This window comes from Georgenia sp. Z2081 (assembly GCF_055326445.1).
The window spans coordinates 81,083-99,965 of sequence record NZ_JBUZNK010000001.1 but is presented as its reverse complement, the minus strand read 5'-3'; the positions used below and the strand labels follow the sequence as shown (position 1 = coordinate 99,965).

Here is an 18,883-nt window from a genome sequence, read left to right as displayed (position 1 = left end):
CCCACCACCGGGCGGGCCCCGGCACACGGCCGCGCACCGCCGTCGCGGCCCGCCACCCTCTGGCACACCAGCCGACCGAAGGACACCAGTGAGCGAGACACCCGAGCATTCCGGCGTGACGCAGGTCGACCTGCAGGACGAGATGCAACGCTCGTACCTCGACTACGCGATGAGCGTCATCGTCGGGCGCGCCCTGCCCGACGTGCGCGACGGCCTCAAGCCGGTCCACCGCCGGGTCATCTACGCCATGTACAACGGCGGCTACCGTCCCGAGTCCGCGTTCAGCAAGTCCACGCGCGTCGTCGGAGACGTCATGGGGACGTTCCACCCGCACGGTGACGGCGCCATCTACGACACGCTCGTCCGCCTCGTCCAGTCGTGGACCATGCGCTACCCGCTCGCCGCCGGCCAGGGGAACTTCGGCTCGCCCGGTGACCAGGGTGCGGCCGCCCACCGGTACACCGAGGTGCGCATGGCGCCGCTGGCCATGGAGATGGTCCGCGACATCACCTCGGACACCGTCGACTTCCAGGCGAACTACGACGGCCGGGACTCCGAACCGGTCGTCCTGCCGGCGCGGTACCCCAACCTGCTCGTCAACGGCTCCGAGGGCATCGCCGTCGGCATGGCCACCCGCATCCCGCCGCACAACATGCGCGAGGTCGCGGCCGGCATCCAGTGGTACCTGGAGAACCCGGAGGCCTCCAAGGAGCAGCTCCTCGGCGAGCTCATGCAGCGCATCAAGGGCCCGGACTTCCCGACCGGCGCCACGATCCTCGGCACGCGCGGCATCGAGGAGGCCTACCGCACGGGCCGCGGCTCGATCGTCCAGCGTGCCGTCGTCGAGGTCGAGGAGCTCGACGGCCGCACGTGCCTCGTCGCCACCGAGCTGCCCTACCAGGTCAACCCCGACCGCCTGCTGGAGAAGATCGCCGAGTCGGTCAGCGACGGCCGCGCCCCCGGCATCGCCGACGTGCGCGACGAGACCTCCTCGCGCACCGGCACGCGGCTCGTCGTGGTCCTCAAGCGCGACGCCGTCGCGAAGGTCGTCCTCAACAACCTCTACAAGCACACGCAGCTGCAGACGAACTTCCCGGCGAACATGCTCGCCCTCGTCGACGGCGTGCCCCGCACGCTGTCCCTCGACGGGTTCGTGCGCCACTGGGTGACCCACCAGCTGGAGGTCGTGCGGCGTCGCGCGCAGTACGAGCTCGGCGAGGCGCAGAAGCGCATGCACATCCTCACCGGCTACCTCAAGGCGCTCGACGCGCTCGACGAGGTCATCGCGCTCATCCGTCGCTCGCCAACCGCGGACGACGCGCGCACCGGCCTGATGGAGCTGCTCGAGATCGACACCGATCAGGCGGATGCGATCCTCGCCCTCCAGCTGCGCCGGCTCGCAGCCCTCGAGCGCCAGAAGATCCTCGACGAGCACGCCGCGCTGGCCGCGAAGATCGAGGACCTGCAGGACATCATCGCGCGACCCGAGCGGCAGCGGACGATCGTCTCCGAGGAGCTGGCGGCCACGGTCGAGCGCTACGGCGACGAACGCCGCACGACGATCCTCCCGTTCGACGGCGAGATGACGGTCGAGGACCTCATCCCCCGGGAGGACGTGGTCGTGACGATCACGCGGGGCGGGTACGTCAAGCGCACCCGCACCGACTCCTACCGGGCACAGCGACGCGGCGGCAAGGGCGTGCGCGGGGCGCAGCTGCGGGAGGACGACGTCGTCGAGCACTTCGGGGTGACGTCCACGCACAACTGGCAGCTGTTCTTCACCACGCTCGGGCGGGTCTACCGCGCCAAGGGCTACGAGCTGCCCGAGGGCGGACGGGACTCCAAGGGTCAGCACGTCGCCAACCTGCTGGCGTTCCAGCCGGGGGAGTCGATCGCGTCGGTGGTCGACATCGCCGACTACCAGGCTGCCGACTACCTCGTCCTCGCCACCGAGCGCGGCCTGGTGAAGAAGACCCGACTGTCCGACTACGAGTCGGCCCGCCAGGGCGGCCTCATCGCCATCAACCTGCGGGAGGACGGCGACGGCGAGCCCGACCGGGTGATCGCCGCGCGCCTGGTGAACGAGGGCGACGACGTGCTGCTCGTGTCCAAGAAGGGCCAGTCGCTGCGCTTCACAGCCACCGACGAGGCGCTGCGGGCGACCGGCCGCGCGACGTCCGGAGTCACGGGCATGAAATTCCGCGACGGCGACCACCTGCTGTCGATGGAGGTCGTCCACCCGGGCGACCAGGCCTTCGTCGTCACCGAGGGCGGCTACGCCAAGCGCACCGAGGTCGACGAGTACCGCGTCCAGGGCCGTGGCGGGCTGGGCATCAAGGTGGCCAACCTCGTCGAGGCGCGCGGCGACCTGGTGGCCACGCTCACCGTCACCGACGAGGACGAGGTGCTCGTCATCATGGCCGGCGGCAAGGTGGTGCGCTCCCGGGTGGACGAGGTCCGCCTGACCGGACGCAACACCCAGGGCGTCTCGTTCGCGCGCGTCGACGACGGGGACCGGATCATCGCAGTGGCGAAGAACGCCGAGCGGGAGGTCGCCGAGGAGGTCGAGCGCATCGAGGAGGCCGCGGGCGAGAGCGCCGGCGCCGGCACACCGTCCCCGGACGCGGCCGACGAGCGGGTAGCGTCTGGCGAGCAGGTGCCGGGGGTCGGCGCCGACGACGACGGAGGTAACGCGTGAGCGAGGCATCGACCCGCGACGGAGGCCGGTCCCGCACCACTCCACCACCTCCGCCCGAGGACCAGGCGTCCGCCCGGACGGGTGGTGGCGCCGCCCGGGCCTCCGGAGGGGGAGGACGGCCTGCCGGGCGGTTCGCCGGGGCGCGCACCGCGCGTCTCACGCTGGCCCGGATCGACCCGTGGTCGGCGATGCGCCTGTCGTTCCTGCTGTCGATCGCCGCGGGCATCATGCTCGTGGTCGCCGTGGCCACCGTGTGGTTCGTGCTCGACCAGATGTACGTCTTCTCGGAGATCGAGGAGCTCCTGGCCACGATCGGATCGGCCAGCTTCCTCGAGCTCATGCAGCTGCTCGAGTTCGACCGCGTCATGTCGCTCGCCGCGATCATCGCGGTGCTCGACGTCCTCCTGCTCACCGTGCTCGGTGCGCTGGCGGCATTCCTCTACAACCTCGTGGCGGCGCTGGTCGGCGGCCTGTCGGTCACCTTCACAGACGACTGACGCCCCCGGTCGCCGAGCGTGCGGGAACTCACCACCGACGAACCGTCGGCGAGTTGGGTGGCGGCTCGCGAGTGGGCTAGACTCGCACGTCGGCGCGCCGTGCGCGTCGAGCCCGCTCAGCCGGGCACGGGCCTGTAGCTCAGTCGGTTAGAGCGCTTCCCTGATAAGGAAGAGGTCGATGGTTCGAGTCCATTCAGGCCCACTGTCCCACCCACGCTCGAGGCACCGGAGGACGTCCATGAAGAAGGTTCTGATCGTTCTTGCGGCCGCGGTGGCCGGGTACGCCGTCTGGATCAAGGTGCAGCAGGACCGCGAGGAGCGGGCCATCTGGGCCGAGGTCACGGACGACCCCCACCCCGCCGAGGGCCCCGGCCCCAACCCGCAGTCCGGGGCGACCGAGGGCTGACCGAGCACCATCCGCCGGTTCCGACCGGCGGCATCCGCGACGAGTAGTCTCGTCGCACGGCCCGACGACGAGTCGGCCGGCCGGTTCCACCGGCCACGAGGGGCCATGGCGCAACTGGTAGCGCACCTGCTTTGCAAGCAGGGGGTTCGGGGTTCGAGTCCCCGTGGCTCCACCACGTCCCGCCGGCAGAGCAGCCGGTGACCGGACGGTCCGCTCACCAGCCTGTCCCTCGGGGATGACACCATGCACCGATGACCGCGCTGCGGGGCGAGAGGGATGCCGTCGTCGACGCGCTGCGCGCCGCCGGCTCCGTGTTCGCCGAGGAGGAGGCCGAGATCCTGCGGGGCAGCGCGGAGCACCCGGCAGAGCTCGATCGCATGCTGGCCCGACGCCTCGTCGGTGAGCCGCTCGAGCACGTGGTCGGCCACGTGCGGTTCGGCGGTCTGCGACTCTCGGTCGGCCCTGGTGTCTTCGTCCCCCGCTGCCGCACGCGCCGCCTCGTCGCGGCAGCCCTGCACGCTGCCCGAGAGGTCCTGTCCACCCGGGCCTGTGCCCGTCCACCCGTGATCGTCGAGGCCTTCTCCGGGGTGGCACCGATGGCCAGCGCCGTACGGGAGGCTCTGCCGTCCGCAGAGATCCATGCCGTGGACTCATCGCCCGTCGCGCTCGAGCACGCCCGGACCAACCTCGGACCCGACGCCGGTATCCACCGCGGTGACGTCCTGCAGGGCCTCCCGGCGACTCTGCGCGGCCGGGTCGATGTCGTCGCCGCGGTCCCGCCCTACGTCCCCGACGACGCGGTCGACCTCCTTCCGCACGAGGCGCGCGACCACGAGCCGCACGCGGCGCTGCTGGGTGGCCCCGACGGCCTCGACCACGTGCGAGCACTCGTCACGCAGGCCGCGCAGTGGCTCGGCCCCGGCGGCGTGCTTCTCGTCGAGCTCCACCGCGACCAGGAAGAACGGGCCGCCGAGCACGGCCGCTCGCACGGCCTGCTCCCCGAGCGTGCTCCCTGCGCCGGGCTCGCGCCCGACGACGTCGACGACGCGGACGACGATCCATGGTCCGACGACGAGCAGACCGTCGTCCTCGTGCTGCGCGCGCCGGGGGCCTGACCGCGGTGGTGTGCCCGACCGTTCCGCCCACGTCCGGTCGTGACGGGCGCTGCGGTTACCGGTGGGGCCAGGCGGAGAGCGCAGCGTCGACGGACTTCCTCGTGCGCGCCGGGACGCGCTCGACCAGCTCCACGACCGGCGCGGCGGGGCGCGACCCGCGCGACGCAGGGATCCGCCACGTGCCCACGACCACGCCGTCGACGAGGATCGTGGGTCGGAAGACCCCGTTGCGGCCGGGGACCACGGCGTCGAGCATGGCCGGGCTCGCGACGAGCGAGCGGTCCTGGTATCCCAGCAGCCACTCGTCGAACGCGGGGACGAGCGTGACGTCTCCGGTGGGGCCCGTCGGCCGGGCGGTCCGAGCGTCGCCGTCGCGGTCGCCGTCGAGCATCTCGGCCAGGACCCAGGCCGTCGCGCCCGCGACGTCGACCTCGACGAGATCGTCCACCAGCGTGGCTGCCCGCAGGACGTGGGTCTTGGGGAGCTTCGTCCACCAGGCGAGGTCGGCCGCGGTGACGGGTCCGCGGGCCGCCACGTAGCCGCGCAGGATCCGGGCGAGCGTTCGGTCGGGATCGGCGCGGTCGGCGGGCCCGTCGAGCGCGGACGAAGACGTGACCGCACTCCCGGTGGAGGGAGCGGTGGAGGAGAGCGTGAACAGCTGCTCCGCCCCGTCGTCCGTGAACGCGCCCCAGTGCGCGTGTCCGTCGATCGCGAGGTGGGCGATGAGGTGGTACCCGCGTCCCGACTCGGTGGCGATCCCCGCGGCGTTCCACATCTCGAGGACCTCCGCGCGGGTGTGCGGACGCTCTGCCAAGGCGTCGAGGAGGACCTCCCGCGCCGCGTTCATCACGTGCGCGTCGAGGCCGAGCGCCTCCCGGCGGGGACCGTCCGCCCGCTGGATCCGTTCAGCCGTGAGCGACAGGAGGGTGGCCAGGTGCTCCGGCGTCGTCGCGAAGAGTGTCCCGCGCATGGGCCAGGAGCGGACGATCTCACCCGCGTCGAACGCGGCCCGCACGTCGTCGAGCGTGGTGCCCGGACGGGACCGGATCGCGATCGCCCGGAGCACGGCGGGCAGGTCCTGACCCTGCAGGGCGACGGCCCGGTCGACGACCTCGGTGGGGCTCAGCGTGGAGCCCCCCAGCAGGTGGGCGTCGAACCGGATCCGGCGAGCTCGGTCCCGGGCGACGCGTGTCGTCATGGCGCGCACGCTACCGCCCGGTGCCGACCCGGGCGGCTCCGGCCGGTGTCGGCCGGCGCCCTCACGCGTCGTCCCGGCCCGAGCCTCCCGGGTCGTCGTCCCCTTCCCGGTGCGCACGCTGCCGCTCCTCGGCCTCCCGCACCTCGGCGATGAGGCGGCTGACGACGGCGACGTCGTGCGAGCGCGGCGGCTGCACGCGGGCGGTTCCGTCGGAGGTCCCCGATCCCCACGGATCCATCAGCCGGGACAGTCCCTCGCGCAGGACCGCGGGATCGATGCTGATACCACCGAGATCGAGGACCGCCGCGCCCTGGTCGAGCGCCGTGAGCAGCGTGGCGACCTCCTCGGTGGTGAGCTCCTCCTGCGGCGGGCGCCGGTCGGCGACGTACCGATCGAAGATGGTCACCATGAGGTCCAGCCGCTCGGAGATGGCCCCTCGCATCGCGGGGTCGCGGGCCGTCGCGCCGATGAACTCCAGGGTGGCCAGCCCGAACGCCCGCACCGCCTCGGCCGCCGCCGGCTCGTCCGGTCGGCGCCGGCCTGCCGGGTCCGCGGGAGAGGGCGGGTCCTCGAGGCCGTGCCGGCCGGGGTGCTCGAGCGGGTCCCACGCGGCCTCGTCGGCGAAGGCGATGTTGTGGTCCATGACCGCGAGGAACAGCTCGGCCTTGCCGGCGAAGTTCGAGTAGACCGCGCCCTTGGAGTAGCCGGCGTCGGCGGCGATCTTGTCCAGGCTCGCCCCGTGGTAACCGTCCTCGGTGAAGTTCGCGAGCGCCGAGAGGACCAGGTTGTGCCGCGTGGCCTCCTGCTGCGCCGCGCGCGTCCTGCGTCCTGCGGAGCCCGCCGCTTCCTCGCTCGTCATGCGCCCAACCTAATTGACGTACCGACGGTACGTAGATACCGTAAGTATCGCAATACTGACGGTATGTGAATGTGTTCGACCCATGGAGGAAGCCATGAGCGACGCCGTGCTCGAGCTCGACAACCTCACGAGGCGATTCGGGAAGGTGGTGGCGAACGACGCCGTCAGCCTGCGCGTCCGTCCCGGCGAGGTCGTCGGCCTCCTCGGCCACAACGGTGCGGGCAAGACGACCCTCGTCTCCCAGGTGGTCGGGCTCCTGCGGCCCGACGCAGGAACGATCCGCGTGGCGGGCGTCGACGCCGTCGCGCACCCCGCGACGGCCCGCCGCGCCGTCGCGCTCCAGGGCCAGGGTCAGGCGCCGCTCGACGGCCTGAGCCCGCGCTCCGCCATCGAGATCGCCGGACGCCTGCGGGGGATGGCGCCGCGGGAGGCGCGGGCCGCGGCCGACGCCCTCGCCGACGAGCTCGACCTCCACGAGTGGTACACCCGGCGCACCGCGACCGACGGCACCGGGCTGTCCGGAGGCGTGCGTCGACTGACGGCCTTCGCGATGGCCGCCGTCGCGCCGGTCCCGCTGCTCATCCTCGACGAGCCCACCAACGACGTCGACGCCTCCCGCCGTCGACGTCTCTGGGAGACGGTCCGGCGGATCGGCGACCAGGGGGTCGGCGTCCTGCTCGTCACCCACAACGTGGTCGAGGCCGAGCGGGTGGTCGACGAGCTCGTCGTGCTCGACCGCGGGCGCGTGGTCGGGAGCGGGACGCCGGCACGGATCCGCGGGAGCGAGGACTCCAGCCTGCGTCTCGAGCTCGCGCTCGTCCCGGGCGGTGCGGACCCGACAGGATCCGCTCCCGCGATCCCCTACACGCGGCGGGTCCTCGTCGGACGTCGGCTCCTGCTGACGATCCGGGCGAGCGACGCCGAGCGTGCGGTGGCCTGGGCGACCGGGCTGCGCGACGAGGACCGGATCGACGGCTACTCGCTCGCACCGGTCACGCTCGAGGACGCCTACCTCGCCCTCACGTCCGACGCCGCGACCACCACGGAGGACCACCATGTCTGACACCGCCCTCACCGAGCGTCCCGCCGGCAGGCCTGCCGAGATCCCGCCGCGCACCGGCAGCTGGACCGTCCTCACCACCCTGCTGCGCTGGACCTTGGCACAGATGGGGCCGATGCTGCCGCTCATCGTCGTCGTCCAGGCGCTCCTCGCGGCCGGCATCATCATCGGGTTCGGTCTGCTGATCCCCGACGTCGACGGCGGTGCCGCGGCGTTCCTCTCGACCGGGGCACCGACCGTCCTGCTGCTGACCGTCGGGCTCGTCATCGTGCCGCAGGGCGTGGCGCAGGCGAAGTCGAACGGCACATTCACCTACCAGCGGGCGCTGCCGGTGCCACGCGTGCTCGTCCTCCTGGCCGACCTGGCCGTGTGGCTGCTCGTGGCGCTGCCGGGCGTCGCCGTCGCCGTCGTCGTCGCGCAGCTGCGCTTCGACCTCGACTACTCGATCGACTGGCCCGTGCTGGTCCTGGCCTCGATGCTCACCGCGCTGACGGCGACGGCCGTGGGATACGCGGTCGCCGTGGTGCTCCCACCGATGCTCGCCCAGGTGATCAGCCAGGTGCTCGTGTTCTTCGTCCTGCTCTTCTCACCGATCACGTTCCCCGCGGAGCGCCTGCCCGGGTGGTTCCAGGACGTGCACGCCGTGCTCCCGGTCCAGCCGGCCGGGGACCTCGTCCGGGCCGGCCTGCTCTCCGAGTCCTACGACGCGAGCGGCCGCGACCTCCTGGTGCTGCTCGTGTGGTGCGTGGTCGGGCTGGCGGTCACCGTCCGGGCGCTGGTCCGACGCGACTGACCCGGCTCAGTGCTGGTTGTAGTCCGTGTCGGCCACGAGCGCGCCCCACATGGTCTCCGCCCCCTCCTCGGGTCCGTCAGTGACGGCGATGTGGCTCATGAACGTGTGCCGGCCGGCGCCGTGCCAGTGCCACAGCCCGCCGTGGAACCGGACCACGTCGCCCTCGCGGAACACCTGGACCTGGCCCTGGGCCACCTGGACGAGACACAGGCCCTCGGTGATGTAGATCGTCTGCCCCACCGGGTGCATGTGCCACGCGGTGCGTGCGCCGGGCGCGAACCGCACGACGGCGGAGTGCACCTTCGACGGCGTGTCACCGGTGGTGATGGGGGTCAGCCACACGTCGCCGGTGAAGCGGTCCTCGGGCCCGCGGACCGCCGCGGCGTTCGAGCGGATGTCCATGGTCGTGCCCTCTCGTCGGCTCCCCGGGGCCGCCGGTGCGCCCCACCGTCAGGACCAGGCTAGCGAGGTGCTGCTCGTCGCGGGAGGGGTGTCATCGACGGGTGGAGGAGCGACGCGCCCAGGGGGTGGCGCCCACAGGCCCGGAGCCGCCACACTTCCCCCGGCGGCGTCCGCCGTCAGCGGCCCGATCGACGGAGATCACCCATGGTCACGAGCATCGCCACCTACATCGCGTTCCGGGGACAGACCCGCGAGGCGTTCGAGCACTACCGCGACCTGTTCGGCGGTGAGCTCGAGATCATCACCTACGGGGACATGCCGATGCCCGGCATGGACATGCCCCCCGACGCCGTCGCGCACGCCGTCCTCACCACGGACGCGGGCGTCCTGGCGGGCTCGGACGCCGTCGACGACGACGAGTACCCGATCCGGGGCTCCGCCTACTCGTTCCTCCTGACGTTCGCCACGGTCGAGGAGGCGAAGCGCGTGGGTGCGGCGATGCTCGAGGCCGGCGGGGAGGTCCAGATGCCCTTCGAGCTCGCCCCGTGGGGCGACCACTACGGGCAGATGTTCGACCGGTTCGGCGTGATGTGGGCGCTCAACGTGCCGGGGGAGCCGACACCGTAGGAGCGCGTCCCGGGCGCGCGGCGGCTACTGGTATCCGTCGGTCCCGATCACCTGCGGCCACTCACCGTTCTTGAGGGGCTCGGACGGGGTGATGGTGTGCGTGTCGACGTCCTCAAGATCCTGCTTGGCACCTGCGCCGAGGGACTCCGCCGTCCGGACGATCTCGATCGCGGTGGGAACCGCACTGAGGATGCCCGCCGCGGACATGACGAACCCGCCGAGCGCAGCCACGAGCCCGATGATCGAGGCGGCCAGGCTCAGTCCACCGGTCGGGGCCGCCGCGACGACTCCGACGATGGCGCCCGCCACGCCGATGAGGGCAACGACCACGCCACCGGCGGTCAGTCCGAGCGAGATGACGAGGGTGAGAATCTGCAGGTGAAGGTCGTCGATGTCCTCCGCGATCGCGTCGAGGACCTCCTGGATCTTGTGGCCGGTGTCCTTGAGCGTGGTCCCGACAGCGTTCCGATTGGTCTCGGTCGCGGCACGGTAGGGGATCCCGCCCTCTCCCCAGGACAGTGTGGTCGGAAGCGAGTCGGCCTCGAGGACGTCCGAGTTCGTCCCCATGTCGGTGCCCCACTGCTGCCAGTCGGTGGCAAGGTCGCGGATCGCGTCAGGATCGCCGAGCATCTCCATGAGCTCCTCGATCTTCCGGAAGAGCTCTTCGATCTGTTCCTTCGTCGGTGCGATCGGCCGCTCCGGGTACGGGCGGTACTCGAAGGGGCACGAGTCGATGGTCGGCTGGCAGCGGTCGCGGGCCTCCCTGAGCGTCTCGCTCGCACTCGTCCAGGCTGCCCTGACCTCAGCTGCTGTTGTCATATGTGTCCTGGTCCTCTCGCAGATCGTCGTCGGTGGTCGTCGGCCGTCACACGTCGACGTCGACGTGCTCGAACTGGATGTGCATCTCCCGGTCCGTCTCGTCGTACATGTCGGCGGCGTCGTCGAGCGTGTCGGCCATCTCCGTGAACGACTTCTTGCCCTCGGCGGTCAGGTCCTTGACGCGCTGTCGCAGCGTCTCGTAGGCGGCCGGCACGCCGGCACGGACGCCGATCTCCGTGAAGGCCGAGTCCGGGATCGTGAATCCGTCGACCTCGGAGGCGGTGGTGCCGAACGGGTCGTCGGCGAACCCTCGCCAGATCTTGGCGTCCTTCCGGAGGTCGTCGGTGTTGACCATGACGTTCATGAGGGGTCCTTCCCGTCGTCGGCGGTGGTCCGGCCGCGGTCGGCGGACCGTTCCTGGTTCTGCGAGAGCTCGAGCAGGCGGTGGGTCGCCGGGAACTCGGCCGCGAGGTGCTGCATCTCGGCCTCCTGCGCGGCCCGGGCCGTCTCGATGAGGCCGTACAGCGCCCGTGCGCACCATGTGGCGTCCCGCCCCTCGCCCCAGCGGTCGTGCACGTGGACGGCCAGCGGCAGACCGTCCCGGGACTCCACGGTCAGTCGACCGTCCGTGGTGGTGTGGCTGCGGACCTCCGTCTTCAGCTGGGTGAGTCGTTCGGCATAGCCGGCCCTCTCCGCGGCCGACTCCCGTAGCGTCCTCAGCGCCTCGTGCCGTTCGTCCTCGCTCATCGGGGTCAGGCTCGTGCCCGAGCGTGCGCCGGCGAGGTTCTCCTCGAAAGCGTCGAACATCTGGGACGACCGGGCGAGCACCACGTCGGTCAGCTCCGTCATCGCTGCGCCGTACGCCTCGACGAACGAGTGCTCGAGCCCTTCCGGACCGATGTCGACGCGCCAGTCGCGGTCCAGCTCGAGACCGACGATGTGGCCGCCGTCGGCGACCGTCACCGCGACGTACTGGTCATGGTCCGTGCCGGTGATGGGATCGATGTCGGCGTCGATGCCGACCGAGGATCCGAGTGTCATGGAAGTACCTTGCTGCTCGTCGACCCGGACGCGGTGTGCGTCCGATGAGCGGGGCGTCGTCAGCCTCGCCGTACCGCGTACGAGGCTAGGGCGCCTGCGGCCGGCACGAGACGGTGACGGTGGGGAGTACGCCCCTCGCGGACCGGCCCGTTCTCGTGCGAGTGCACCTGAGGCAGACCGTCCTGTTCCGAGCGCAGCCGTGCCGCCGGCCTCCCCGGCTCCTGCCGGGTCCTCAGCTCCGCGTCGGGCCGAGCCCGAGCGGCGGCTTGCGGTCGTGGACGGTGAGGTAACGGAGGCCTCCCTCGCCGGCCACCACTCCACGCTCGGTGCCGCGGGGGAGGTGCACGACGTCGCCGGGCCCGATCCTGAGCCCGTCGCCGTCGCCGTCGCCGTCGCCGTCGCCGTCGCCGTCGCCGTCGCCGTCGGTGAGCAGCCTGCCGGCACCGGCGACGACGTGCCACAGCACGTCGAGCGCCGGACCGGCGTGCAGGTCGATCCGACCGCCCGGCGGCAGCTGGACGACGTTCGCGTCGAGCCCCCGCTCGTCGCCCGTCAGGTGCCAGAGCGCCCCGGTGGCCCCCGGGTCACCGACCTCGGGGCCGAGCGCTGATGTCGACGCGACGATCCGTGGACGTTCCGATCCGCCTGTCGACATGCCTCGAGAGTATCCGTCGGCCTCACTAGGGTCGTCGGATGACGTACGTGATCGCCCAGCCGTGCATCGACGTGCTCGACCGCGGGTGCGTCGACGAGTGCCCGGTGGACTGCATCTACGAGGGCGACCGGATGCTCTACATCCACCCCGAGGAGTGCATCGACTGCGGCGCGTGCGAGCCGGTCTGCCCGGTCATGGCCATCTACTACGAGGACGACCTGCCCCGGTCCCTGCAACCCTTTCTCGTGGAGAACGCCGGCTTCTTCGACGACACGCTGCCCGGCCGCGACGAGCCGATCGGCGCGCCCGGCGGGGCCCAGTGGGTCGGCAGGCTGGGCGTCGACACCGAGCTCGTGGCGAGCGCCCCGCCCGGCGCCGGACGCAGGGGTCTGTGACAACCCCGCCGGAGTCCACCACCACCACAGCTCCCCGACGGCGGGGGCGCCCACAGGTCCCCGACGTCGGGGACACCGACACCAGGGAGACGAGATGGACCGCATCGACCTCGACGCACTGATCGACGAGCAGCTGGAGCTCGCCCGCGAGGCACGGGCGCGCCGCTCGTCGACCGCCGTCGTCGGGGACCGGACCTCCCGGCTGCGTCAGCACCTCATGGTCCTCCTCGAGGGCACGGAGCTCCAGGAGCACGACAGTCCGGGGGAGGCGACCCTCCACGTGCTGCGCGGACGCGTGGTGCTCCATGCCGGGCAGGACGAGGTTGAGCTGGCGGCCGGCGCTATGGCCGAGATCCCACCGGTCCGGCACGGCGTGCGGGCGCTCGAGGACTCCGCCTGCCTGCTGACGGTCGCTCGCGAACGGGACTGACCGGCGAGGTCCGCCGTCGGGCAATGCCCGGGACCAGCAGCGGCCGGTGGGTACCTCGGCCCGTGCAGGGACCGGTGCTGCCGCTTACGGTGGGACCCACCGGAGGTGATCGACGATGAGGACGAACCACAGAGTGCTCGCCGTGGCGGCGGCCGCGCTCCTGACGCTCGGTGCGTGCAGTGACGGCGGGAGCGAGGACACGGACGAGCCGACGACCCAGGCACCGGCGCCAGAACAGCCGTCGGACGAGACCGAGAGCGACGAGACCCCCGGTGACGAGGCACCGACCGGCGAGGCACCGACGGACAACGATGCGGACGAGACGCCGTCGGACAGCGTCGACCCGGGCGGATCGGGTGACGCCGGAGGTTCGGACGGCTCGGCCCAGGATCCCGACGTCGAGGCCGCGATCGAGGACCTCGCGACCGACACCGACAGCGAGCCCGCCGACATCGAGGTGATCTCGTTCGAGGAGGTCACCTGGTCGGACGGCTCGATCGGCTGCCCGACCCCGGGTCAGGCCTACACGCAGGCACTCGTCGAGGGGCGGCTGCTGATCCTGGGTGTCGGCGGCGAGGAGCACCACTTCCACGGCCAGGGCGACGAACCGCTCTCCTACTGCGCGGACCCGATCGACCCGGCCGAGACCGGCGCCGCCGTCCAGTAGCGAGGGCCCGCCGTCCGGGCTCAGGCGAGCATGTCGCGCACCATGGGCGCGACCTTCGTGCCGTACAGCTCGATGCTTGCCATGATCTTCTCGTGGGGCAGCCGGCCGGTGCTCACCTTGAGGTCGAACCGGTCCGCACCCAGGGCACGCACGCCCTCGGCGATCTTGCGGGCCACGGTCTCCGGCGAGCCGACCGCCATCGCGCCGTGCTCGGCCTCGTGCTCGAACGACGCGCGCGAGGGCGGGCTCCAGCCCCGCTCGCGACCGATGCGCGCGACCTGCTCGACGTAGTGCGGGTAGATCTCCTCGCGGGCCTGCTCGTCCGTCTCGGCGACGTGCCCGTATGAGTGGTAGCCGACCCGCTGCGGACCGCGGCCGAGCTGGTCGAGCGCGCGCCGGTAGAGGTCGGCGAACGGCGCGAAGCGGGGGACCGGCCCGCCGATGATCGCCAGCATGAGCGGCAGGTCGTGCTGCGCCGCGCGGACCACCGACTGCGGGCTCCCGCCGACCGCCACCCACGCCCGCAGCATCCCGTTCTCCACGGGCGGGTAGACGGTGACCTGGTCGAGGTTCTGGACGTGGGTCCCGCGCCAGGTCACGGGCTGCGAGGTCCGCAGCCGCGAGAAGACCTCGAGCTTCTCCTCGAACAGGGCCTCGTAGTCCTCGAGCCTGAACCCGAACAGCGGGAAGGACTCGGTGAAGGACCCTCGACCGAGGACGACCTCCGCCCGTCCGGAGCTGAGCGCGTCGAGGGTGGCGAACCGTTCGTGCACGCGCACCGGGTCGTCCGAGCTGAGCACCGTCACGGCGGACGCCAGCTGGATGCGCGTCGTGCGGGCGGCGATCGCGGCGAGCACCATCTCGGGCGACGACACGGCGAAGTCGTCGCGATGGTGCTCACCGACGCCGATGGCGTCCAGCCCGACCTCGTCGGCGAGCACACCCTCCTCGACGACGTTGCGGACGGTCTGCGCGTGGCTCAGCAGCGTCCCGTCCTCGCGGGAGGTCACGTCGCCGAAGGTGTCGATGCCGAGCTCGATGGTCATGACCCGCGCAACCCGGCCCGGACGCCGACTATTCCGCACCCTGGTGCCGCTCGGCGGGCCCCGGCGGCACAGCGTGCGGAATAGCGCGCGGGCCGCGGGACGTTCCCGCAGCATGACTGAGACCATCGGCATCGTCGGAGCGGGCCGGCTCGGCACGGCGATCGGCCGGCTGCTCGCGGACGCGGGCTATCACCTGCTCGTCACCGACCGGCCCGACGCCCCGCACGTGGCGCTCGTCGTCGGCAGCGTCCTGCCGGAGGCGGAGCTCGTCGAGCTCGAGGAGGTGGCGCGCCGGGCCGACGTCGTCGTGCTCGCGCTACCGATGGCGTCGGCGCGCGACCTGGATGTCGAGGCGTTCCGCGGTGTGGTCGTGGACGCGACGAACTCCTGGTACGACACGGACGCGGCCACGGCGCACGAGGTCGACACGACCGCCGCGCTCGCCGCCGCGCACCCGGGGGCTCGGATCGTCAAGACCTTCAACCATGCGGCCTACGCGGACCTGCTGGCCGACGCCCGTCCGACCGGCGCGCCTGGTCGGCGGGCCTTCGCCGTCGCCGGGGACGACGCCGATGCCGTGCGGCGGGTCACGGACGTCGTCGACCGCGCGGGGTTCGACCCGCTGCCGATCGCCGCGGCCGACGCCCATCTGCTCGAGCCCTCCGGCCCGGTGTTCGGGCGACGCCTCGAGCGCGCAGACCTCAGGGACGTCATCGCAGGGGCACGCGCGGCCTGAGGCCTCGCCCGCCCGGGCGCCGAGGTCCTACCGGAGGACGGCCGACGGCCGACGACGGCTGCATGACCACGGTCGCGCGGCAGGCACGACGACGGGGGCCGACCGCACGGTCGGCCCCCGTCGTCGGTGGCGCGATGAGACCGGGATCAGGCCTGGGGCTTGCCCGCCTGCGGGTCTGCCGTGTCGTTGTAGACCGGGGTGTCCTCCGGGGAGACACCCGTGCCGGCGGCCTCGACCGGGACGTCGGCCGCGGCCGCGTCGTCCGGCGCTGCCGTGGCGTCGCTGACCTGGGCGTCGTCGCCGCTGCGGTCGGCGAGGTCGGCCGCCTTGTCCTTCACGGTGCCGGCCGCCGACGACGCGGCGTCCTTGGCCTTGCCCGCGAGGTCGGCCGCCTTGTCCTTGGCCGCGTTCGCCTTGTCGCCGAGCGAGCCCGAGGAGTCGGCCGGGCGCGACACCGTGGTGTCGTCCCAGTACTCCTCCGCCCACGGGTCGTCGACCGGCTGGGTGCGGCGCCACACGAGGTAGCCGGCGCCCGCGACGGCGGTGCCCACGAGCACCCAGCCGAGCGCCTTGCCTGCGCCGCCCTTCTTCTTGGCGGGCTTCTCGGTGAGCGAGGTGCGTGCCGCCTTCGTCGCGTCCTTCGCCCGGTCGGTGAGCGGTGCGTCCGACCTCGCCGCCTCGGCGGCGTCGTGCATGGCCTTCTGGACCCGCGGGACGTAGTCGTCCTTCACCTTGTCGCGGGCCGTGGCGTAGCCGGACTCGGCCTTGCTCCGGGCCTGCTCGAGCGAGGGACCCGCGGTGGTCCGTGCGTCGTCGAGGGCCTTCTGGACGCGCGGGGCCGCCCAGTCGACGCCGTCCTGCGCGAGCTCGGCCGCACGGGCGCCCTTGATCTTGGCCTGCTCGGAGAGCGCGGTGCCCAGGTCGGCGAGCCTCGCGCCGACATCGGCCTGCCCGTTCTCCGCCGTCGTGGACGTGCGCTTGTTCTTGCGCGACATGTGCGTTTCTCCATTCGTAGCGGTCGTGCGGTCGGGACCCGACCTGCTCGTCGTTCGCGGCGGGTGCCGTTCCGCCCCGCCCCCCATAGTTCCGTATCAGGCCGTGGGCTGCCAGTAGAACGCCGGAGACGGGGGACGGACCCGGCCCGCATGGTGCGTCCCACCACGTGAGCGACGGCGCACGGCGCGGGCCGGGGCCGTCCCACCACGTGAGCGGCGGCGCACGGCACGGGCCGGGCGTCCCACCAGGTGAACGGCGACCCGCCGGGACCGGGAGGTGCCGGGGGCCCCACGCGTGCGAAGATCGGGGTATGGACGCCATCCTGCACACCAACCACGGCGACGTGTCGATCCGGCTCTTCCCGAACCACGCGCCGAAGACGGTCAAGAACTTCGTCGAGCTCGCGCGCGGCACCAAGGAGTTCTCGGACCCCGAGACCGGCGAGAAGGTCACCCGTCCGTTCTACGACGGCCTGACGTTCCACCGGGTCATCCCGAACTTCATGATCCAGGGCGGTTGCCCCGAGGGCACCGGCAGCGGCGGCCCGGGCTACACGTTCGACGACGAGATCCACCCCGAGCTGGGCTTCACCGAGCCGTACGTGCTCGCGATGGCGAACGCCGGAAAGCGCGGCGGCCAGGGGACCAACGGGTCCCAGTTCTTCATCACCACCCAGCCCACCACCTGGCTCCAGGGCAAGCACACGATCTTCGGCACGGTGACCGACGAGGCCTCGCGCGGCGTCGTCGACGCGATCGGCGCGGTGCCCACCGGCGCGGCCGACCGTCCCGTCGAGCCCGTCGTCATCGAGTCCGTCGAGATCGTCGAGTGACCACCCCGCCCGGGCCCGAGGACATGCGCGACCCGCGCGTGCCGGACGGCCCGGGCGGGACCGGCGAACCCTCCGGGACCTCCCCGGGGCCCACCGGGAACCCACCCGCCGGGGCCGGGAGCCCCGCCGGGCACGACCCCTACGGGGGCGGGAGCCCTCCCGGGGCCAGTGGCGGACAGCGCGGCGGTGAGTACGAGCCGGCGCCCCGCTACGGCGCGTACGTCGCGCCCGGGCAGCAGCCGCCGCCGCACCTCGTGCCCGGGCCGCCGCACCCGGACAACCGCCCGAGGCCCGGTGCCGCCCGCGGGGCCGGGCCCGTCGGGATACGCGTGCGCGCCGGATCCCCCTACCTGACCTTCGCGGTCATGGGCGTGCTCGGCGTCGTCTACCTCCTGCAGCGGGCGACGGGCCTCCAGGGCGACCTCATCTACTGGCCGGCGGTCACCGAGCACGAGCCGTGGCGGATGCTCACCACCGTCGTGCTGCACGGCGGGCTGGCCCACCTGATGTTCAACATGTACGCGCTGTGGATCGCCGGCCAGGCGCTCGAACCGGTCGTCGGCCGCTGGCGCCTGGCCGCGCTCATGGTGCTCACCGCGCTGGGCGGGTCCACCGCGGTGCTGCTTCTGTCCGGCGGTCCCGACTCCGCCGGCTGGGTCACCGGTGTGGTCGGCTTCTCCGGTGCCGTCATGGGTCTGTTCGGCGCCGTCCTCGCGATCCAGCGCAGCCTGGGTCAGCAGACGAACCAGCTGCTCGTGCTGCTCGTCATCAACCTCGCCATCGGCTTCGTCCCCGGCTGGAACATCTCCTGGGAGGCGCACCTGGGCGGCATGGTGGTCGGCATCGTGCTCGGCCTGGCCTGGTCCACGTGGCGCAGGCGGCCCGCGGCGGTTGCGATCGGTTCCTCGACAGGCGTCGCCGTCGCGCTCGTCGCGACGTGCGCGGTGTACCTGTCCGGCGCGGGCTGACCCCGGACCCACTCGAGCCCGGGCCGACCGCGGACCCTCTCGAGCCCGTGACCGACCGTGAAGGTCCATCGAGCCCGGGCCGGTCGCGAGGACCGTCCATCCGCGGGGCGATCGCGGCACACGTGGCGCAGCCGTGTCCACACCCATGCTCACAGCTGTGGAACTACACGGCTGTCATTCGTCCCCAGGTGTGGGGAAACCTGTGGGAATCACATGGCTGTGGTTCTCGTCGTCGTCCGCCCGCGAGTCCGGCGAACGACACCCGTGTCATTCCTCCCCACCTGTGGGTATCCCTGTGGAGAGACGGCGGCCCGGGCAGGTCGCCGTCGCGTGGTCGGGGACCGCCTCTCAGCGCCAGCGCAGCGTCATGAGGAACCCCAGCATCGCGATCCCGAAGCCGATCGCGAGGTTCCAGTTGCCGATCCCGGGCACCGGGTAGGCGGCGGAGGTCAGGTAGGTGACGAGCAGGACCACGAGGCCGAGGAGCATGAGCGTGACCATCGTCGGTGCCCACCACGTGGGGCTGGGCTCGGCGGCGGCCGCTGCGGCGAGCTCCTCCTCGTGCTCCTTGGTGCGGGTGACCGGGGTGCCGTCCTTGCGCTTGCGCCTCTTCGATACGGGCACGTCGTCCTCCAGGTGGTGG

The 18,883-nt window shown here is 72.3% G+C and carries 23 protein-coding genes and 2 tRNA genes; 15 read left to right on the top strand and 10 right to left on the bottom strand.

Going from position 1 to position 18,883, the window contains the following annotated elements; all coding sequences use genetic code 11:
* Positions 1-142: 142 nt before the first annotated feature.
* From gyrA to ACZLKG_RS00485, 6 genes are all read left to right on the top strand, one after another.
* Positions 143-2,698 carry a DNA gyrase subunit A gene (gyrA, locus tag ACZLKG_RS00510; RefSeq protein WP_463648059.1) on the top strand — a complete coding sequence of 852 codons (2,556 nt, stop codon included), beginning with the start codon at positions 143-145 and terminating at the stop codon, positions 2,696-2,698.
* The gene (locus ACZLKG_RS00505) at positions 2,695-3,195 is read left to right on the top strand and encodes a DUF3566 domain-containing protein (RefSeq protein ID WP_463647533.1); all 501 of its coding nucleotides are present in this window, start codon (positions 2,695-2,697) and stop codon (positions 3,193-3,195) included. Before gyrA ends, ACZLKG_RS00505 begins: the two co-directional genes overlap by 4 nt.
* 128 nt (positions 3,196-3,323) lie before the next feature.
* Positions 3,324-3,397: transfer RNA gene (locus ACZLKG_RS00500), tRNA-Ile, on the top strand.
* Between the two features lie 36 nt (positions 3,398-3,433).
* Positions 3,434-3,601 carry a DLW-39 family protein gene (locus tag ACZLKG_RS00495; RefSeq protein WP_425707247.1) on the top strand — a complete coding sequence of 56 codons (168 nt, stop codon included), beginning with the start codon at positions 3,434-3,436 and terminating at the stop codon, positions 3,599-3,601.
* A 99-nt stretch (positions 3,602-3,700) separates the two neighbouring features.
* Positions 3,701-3,776: transfer RNA gene (locus ACZLKG_RS00490), tRNA-Ala, on the top strand.
* 76 nt (positions 3,777-3,852) lie between these two features.
* The gene (locus ACZLKG_RS00485; RefSeq protein ID WP_463647532.1) at positions 3,853-4,716 is read left to right on the top strand and encodes a class I SAM-dependent methyltransferase; all 864 of its coding nucleotides are present in this window, start codon (positions 3,853-3,855) and stop codon (positions 4,714-4,716) included.
* Positions 4,717-4,771: 55 nt separating this feature from the next.
* Here the strand turns inward: ACZLKG_RS00485 and ACZLKG_RS00480 are convergent, their stop codons facing one another.
* Positions 4,772-5,914: a winged helix DNA-binding domain-containing protein gene (locus ACZLKG_RS00480; RefSeq protein WP_463647531.1), complete on the bottom strand. Its 1,143-nt coding sequence runs from the start codon at positions 5,912-5,914 to the stop codon at positions 4,772-4,774.
* Positions 5,915-5,975: 61 nt separating this feature from the next.
* Positions 5,976-6,773, bottom strand: a complete 798-nt coding sequence (locus ACZLKG_RS00475; protein WP_425707244.1) for a TetR/AcrR family transcriptional regulator — start codon at positions 6,771-6,773, stop codon at positions 5,976-5,978.
* Between the two features lie 94 nt (positions 6,774-6,867).
* Here ACZLKG_RS00475 and ACZLKG_RS00470 point away from each other — a divergent pair, with 94 nt between their 5' ends.
* Both ACZLKG_RS00470 and ACZLKG_RS00465 read left to right on the top strand, forming a co-directional pair.
* On the top strand, positions 6,868-7,836 hold the full coding sequence (locus ACZLKG_RS00470) for an ABC transporter ATP-binding protein (protein WP_463647530.1): 969 nt from the start codon (positions 6,868-6,870) through the stop codon (positions 7,834-7,836).
* Positions 7,829-8,626, top strand: coding sequence for an ABC transporter permease (locus ACZLKG_RS00465; protein WP_463647529.1), 798 nt, complete (start codon positions 7,829-7,831; stop codon positions 8,624-8,626). Before ACZLKG_RS00470 ends, ACZLKG_RS00465 begins: the two co-directional genes overlap by 8 nt.
* A gap of 6 nt (positions 8,627-8,632) precedes the next feature.
* Here the strand turns inward: ACZLKG_RS00465 and ACZLKG_RS00460 are convergent, their stop codons facing one another.
* Positions 8,633-9,028, bottom strand: coding sequence for a (R)-mandelonitrile lyase (locus tag ACZLKG_RS00460; RefSeq protein ID WP_425707241.1), 396 nt, complete (start codon positions 9,026-9,028; stop codon positions 8,633-8,635).
* Between the two features lie 204 nt (positions 9,029-9,232).
* Between ACZLKG_RS00460 and ACZLKG_RS00455 the strand changes: the two genes are divergently transcribed.
* Positions 9,233-9,655 (top strand): VOC family protein, encoded by a 423-nt coding sequence (locus ACZLKG_RS00455; protein WP_463647528.1) that lies wholly within the window; start codon positions 9,233-9,235, stop codon positions 9,653-9,655.
* A gap of 24 nt (positions 9,656-9,679) precedes the next feature.
* Here ACZLKG_RS00455 and ACZLKG_RS00450 read toward each other — a convergent pair whose 3' ends face one another.
* From ACZLKG_RS00450 to ACZLKG_RS00435, 4 genes are all read right to left on the bottom strand, one after another.
* A complete protein-coding gene (locus ACZLKG_RS00450) occupies positions 9,680-10,474 on the bottom strand; it encodes a hypothetical protein (protein WP_425707239.1) in 795 nt (264 codons plus the stop codon).
* A 46-nt stretch (positions 10,475-10,520) separates the two neighbouring features.
* Positions 10,521-10,838 (bottom strand): hypothetical protein, encoded by a 318-nt coding sequence (locus tag ACZLKG_RS00445; protein WP_425707238.1) that lies wholly within the window; start codon positions 10,836-10,838, stop codon positions 10,521-10,523.
* Positions 10,835-11,515 carry a hypothetical protein gene (locus tag ACZLKG_RS00440; protein ID WP_463647527.1) on the bottom strand — a complete coding sequence of 227 codons (681 nt, stop codon included), beginning with the start codon at positions 11,513-11,515 and terminating at the stop codon, positions 10,835-10,837. Before ACZLKG_RS00440 ends, ACZLKG_RS00445 begins: the two co-directional genes overlap by 4 nt.
* 232 nt (positions 11,516-11,747) lie before the next feature.
* Entirely contained in the window at positions 11,748-12,170 is a 423-nt protein-coding gene (locus ACZLKG_RS00435; protein WP_463647526.1) for a hypothetical protein, read from the bottom strand.
* 38 nt (positions 12,171-12,208) lie between these two features.
* Between ACZLKG_RS00435 and fdxA the strand changes: the two genes are divergently transcribed.
* The 3 genes from fdxA (at position 12,209) to ACZLKG_RS00420 (ending at position 13,662) form a co-directional block, all read left to right on the top strand.
* Positions 12,209-12,565 (top strand): ferredoxin, encoded by a 357-nt coding sequence (gene fdxA, locus ACZLKG_RS00430; protein ID WP_425707235.1) that lies wholly within the window; start codon positions 12,209-12,211, stop codon positions 12,563-12,565.
* A 94-nt stretch (positions 12,566-12,659) separates the two neighbouring features.
* Positions 12,660-12,995, top strand: coding sequence for a cupin domain-containing protein (locus ACZLKG_RS00425; protein WP_425707234.1), 336 nt, complete (start codon positions 12,660-12,662; stop codon positions 12,993-12,995).
* A 115-nt stretch (positions 12,996-13,110) separates the two neighbouring features.
* Positions 13,111-13,662, top strand: a complete 552-nt coding sequence (locus ACZLKG_RS00420; RefSeq protein WP_463647525.1) for a hypothetical protein — start codon at positions 13,111-13,113, stop codon at positions 13,660-13,662.
* A gap of 20 nt (positions 13,663-13,682) precedes the next feature.
* On the opposite strand, the gene ACZLKG_RS00415 is transcribed toward ACZLKG_RS00420, so the two are convergent.
* The gene (locus tag ACZLKG_RS00415) at positions 13,683-14,708 is read right to left on the bottom strand and encodes an LLM class flavin-dependent oxidoreductase (protein ID WP_463647524.1); all 1,026 of its coding nucleotides are present in this window, start codon (positions 14,706-14,708) and stop codon (positions 13,683-13,685) included.
* 112 nt (positions 14,709-14,820) lie between these two features.
* Here ACZLKG_RS00415 and ACZLKG_RS00410 point away from each other — a divergent pair, with 112 nt between their 5' ends.
* Complete coding sequence (locus tag ACZLKG_RS00410) at positions 14,821-15,444, top strand: NADPH-dependent F420 reductase (protein ID WP_425707231.1); 624 nt, start codon at positions 14,821-14,823, stop codon at positions 15,442-15,444.
* 146 nt (positions 15,445-15,590) lie between these two features.
* Here the strand turns inward: ACZLKG_RS00410 and ACZLKG_RS00405 are convergent, their stop codons facing one another.
* On the bottom strand, positions 15,591-16,439 hold the full coding sequence (locus ACZLKG_RS00405) for a hypothetical protein (RefSeq protein ID WP_425707230.1): 849 nt from the start codon (positions 16,437-16,439) through the stop codon (positions 15,591-15,593).
* Positions 16,440-16,750: 311 nt separating this feature from the next.
* Here ACZLKG_RS00405 and ACZLKG_RS00400 point away from each other — a divergent pair, with 311 nt between their 5' ends.
* Complete coding sequence (locus ACZLKG_RS00400; RefSeq protein ID WP_425707229.1) at positions 16,751-17,272, top strand: peptidylprolyl isomerase; 522 nt, start codon at positions 16,751-16,753, stop codon at positions 17,270-17,272.
* On the top strand, positions 17,269-18,240 hold the full coding sequence (locus tag ACZLKG_RS00395; protein ID WP_463647523.1) for a rhomboid family intramembrane serine protease: 972 nt from the start codon (positions 17,269-17,271) through the stop codon (positions 18,238-18,240). The genes ACZLKG_RS00400 and ACZLKG_RS00395 overlap by 4 nt, the downstream gene beginning before the upstream one ends.
* Positions 18,241-18,588: 348 nt before the next feature.
* Here ACZLKG_RS00395 and ACZLKG_RS00390 read toward each other — a convergent pair whose 3' ends face one another.
* Positions 18,589-18,864 (bottom strand): cell division protein CrgA, encoded by a 276-nt coding sequence (locus ACZLKG_RS00390; protein ID WP_425707227.1) that lies wholly within the window; start codon positions 18,862-18,864, stop codon positions 18,589-18,591.
* Positions 18,865-18,883 lie beyond the last annotated feature (19 nt).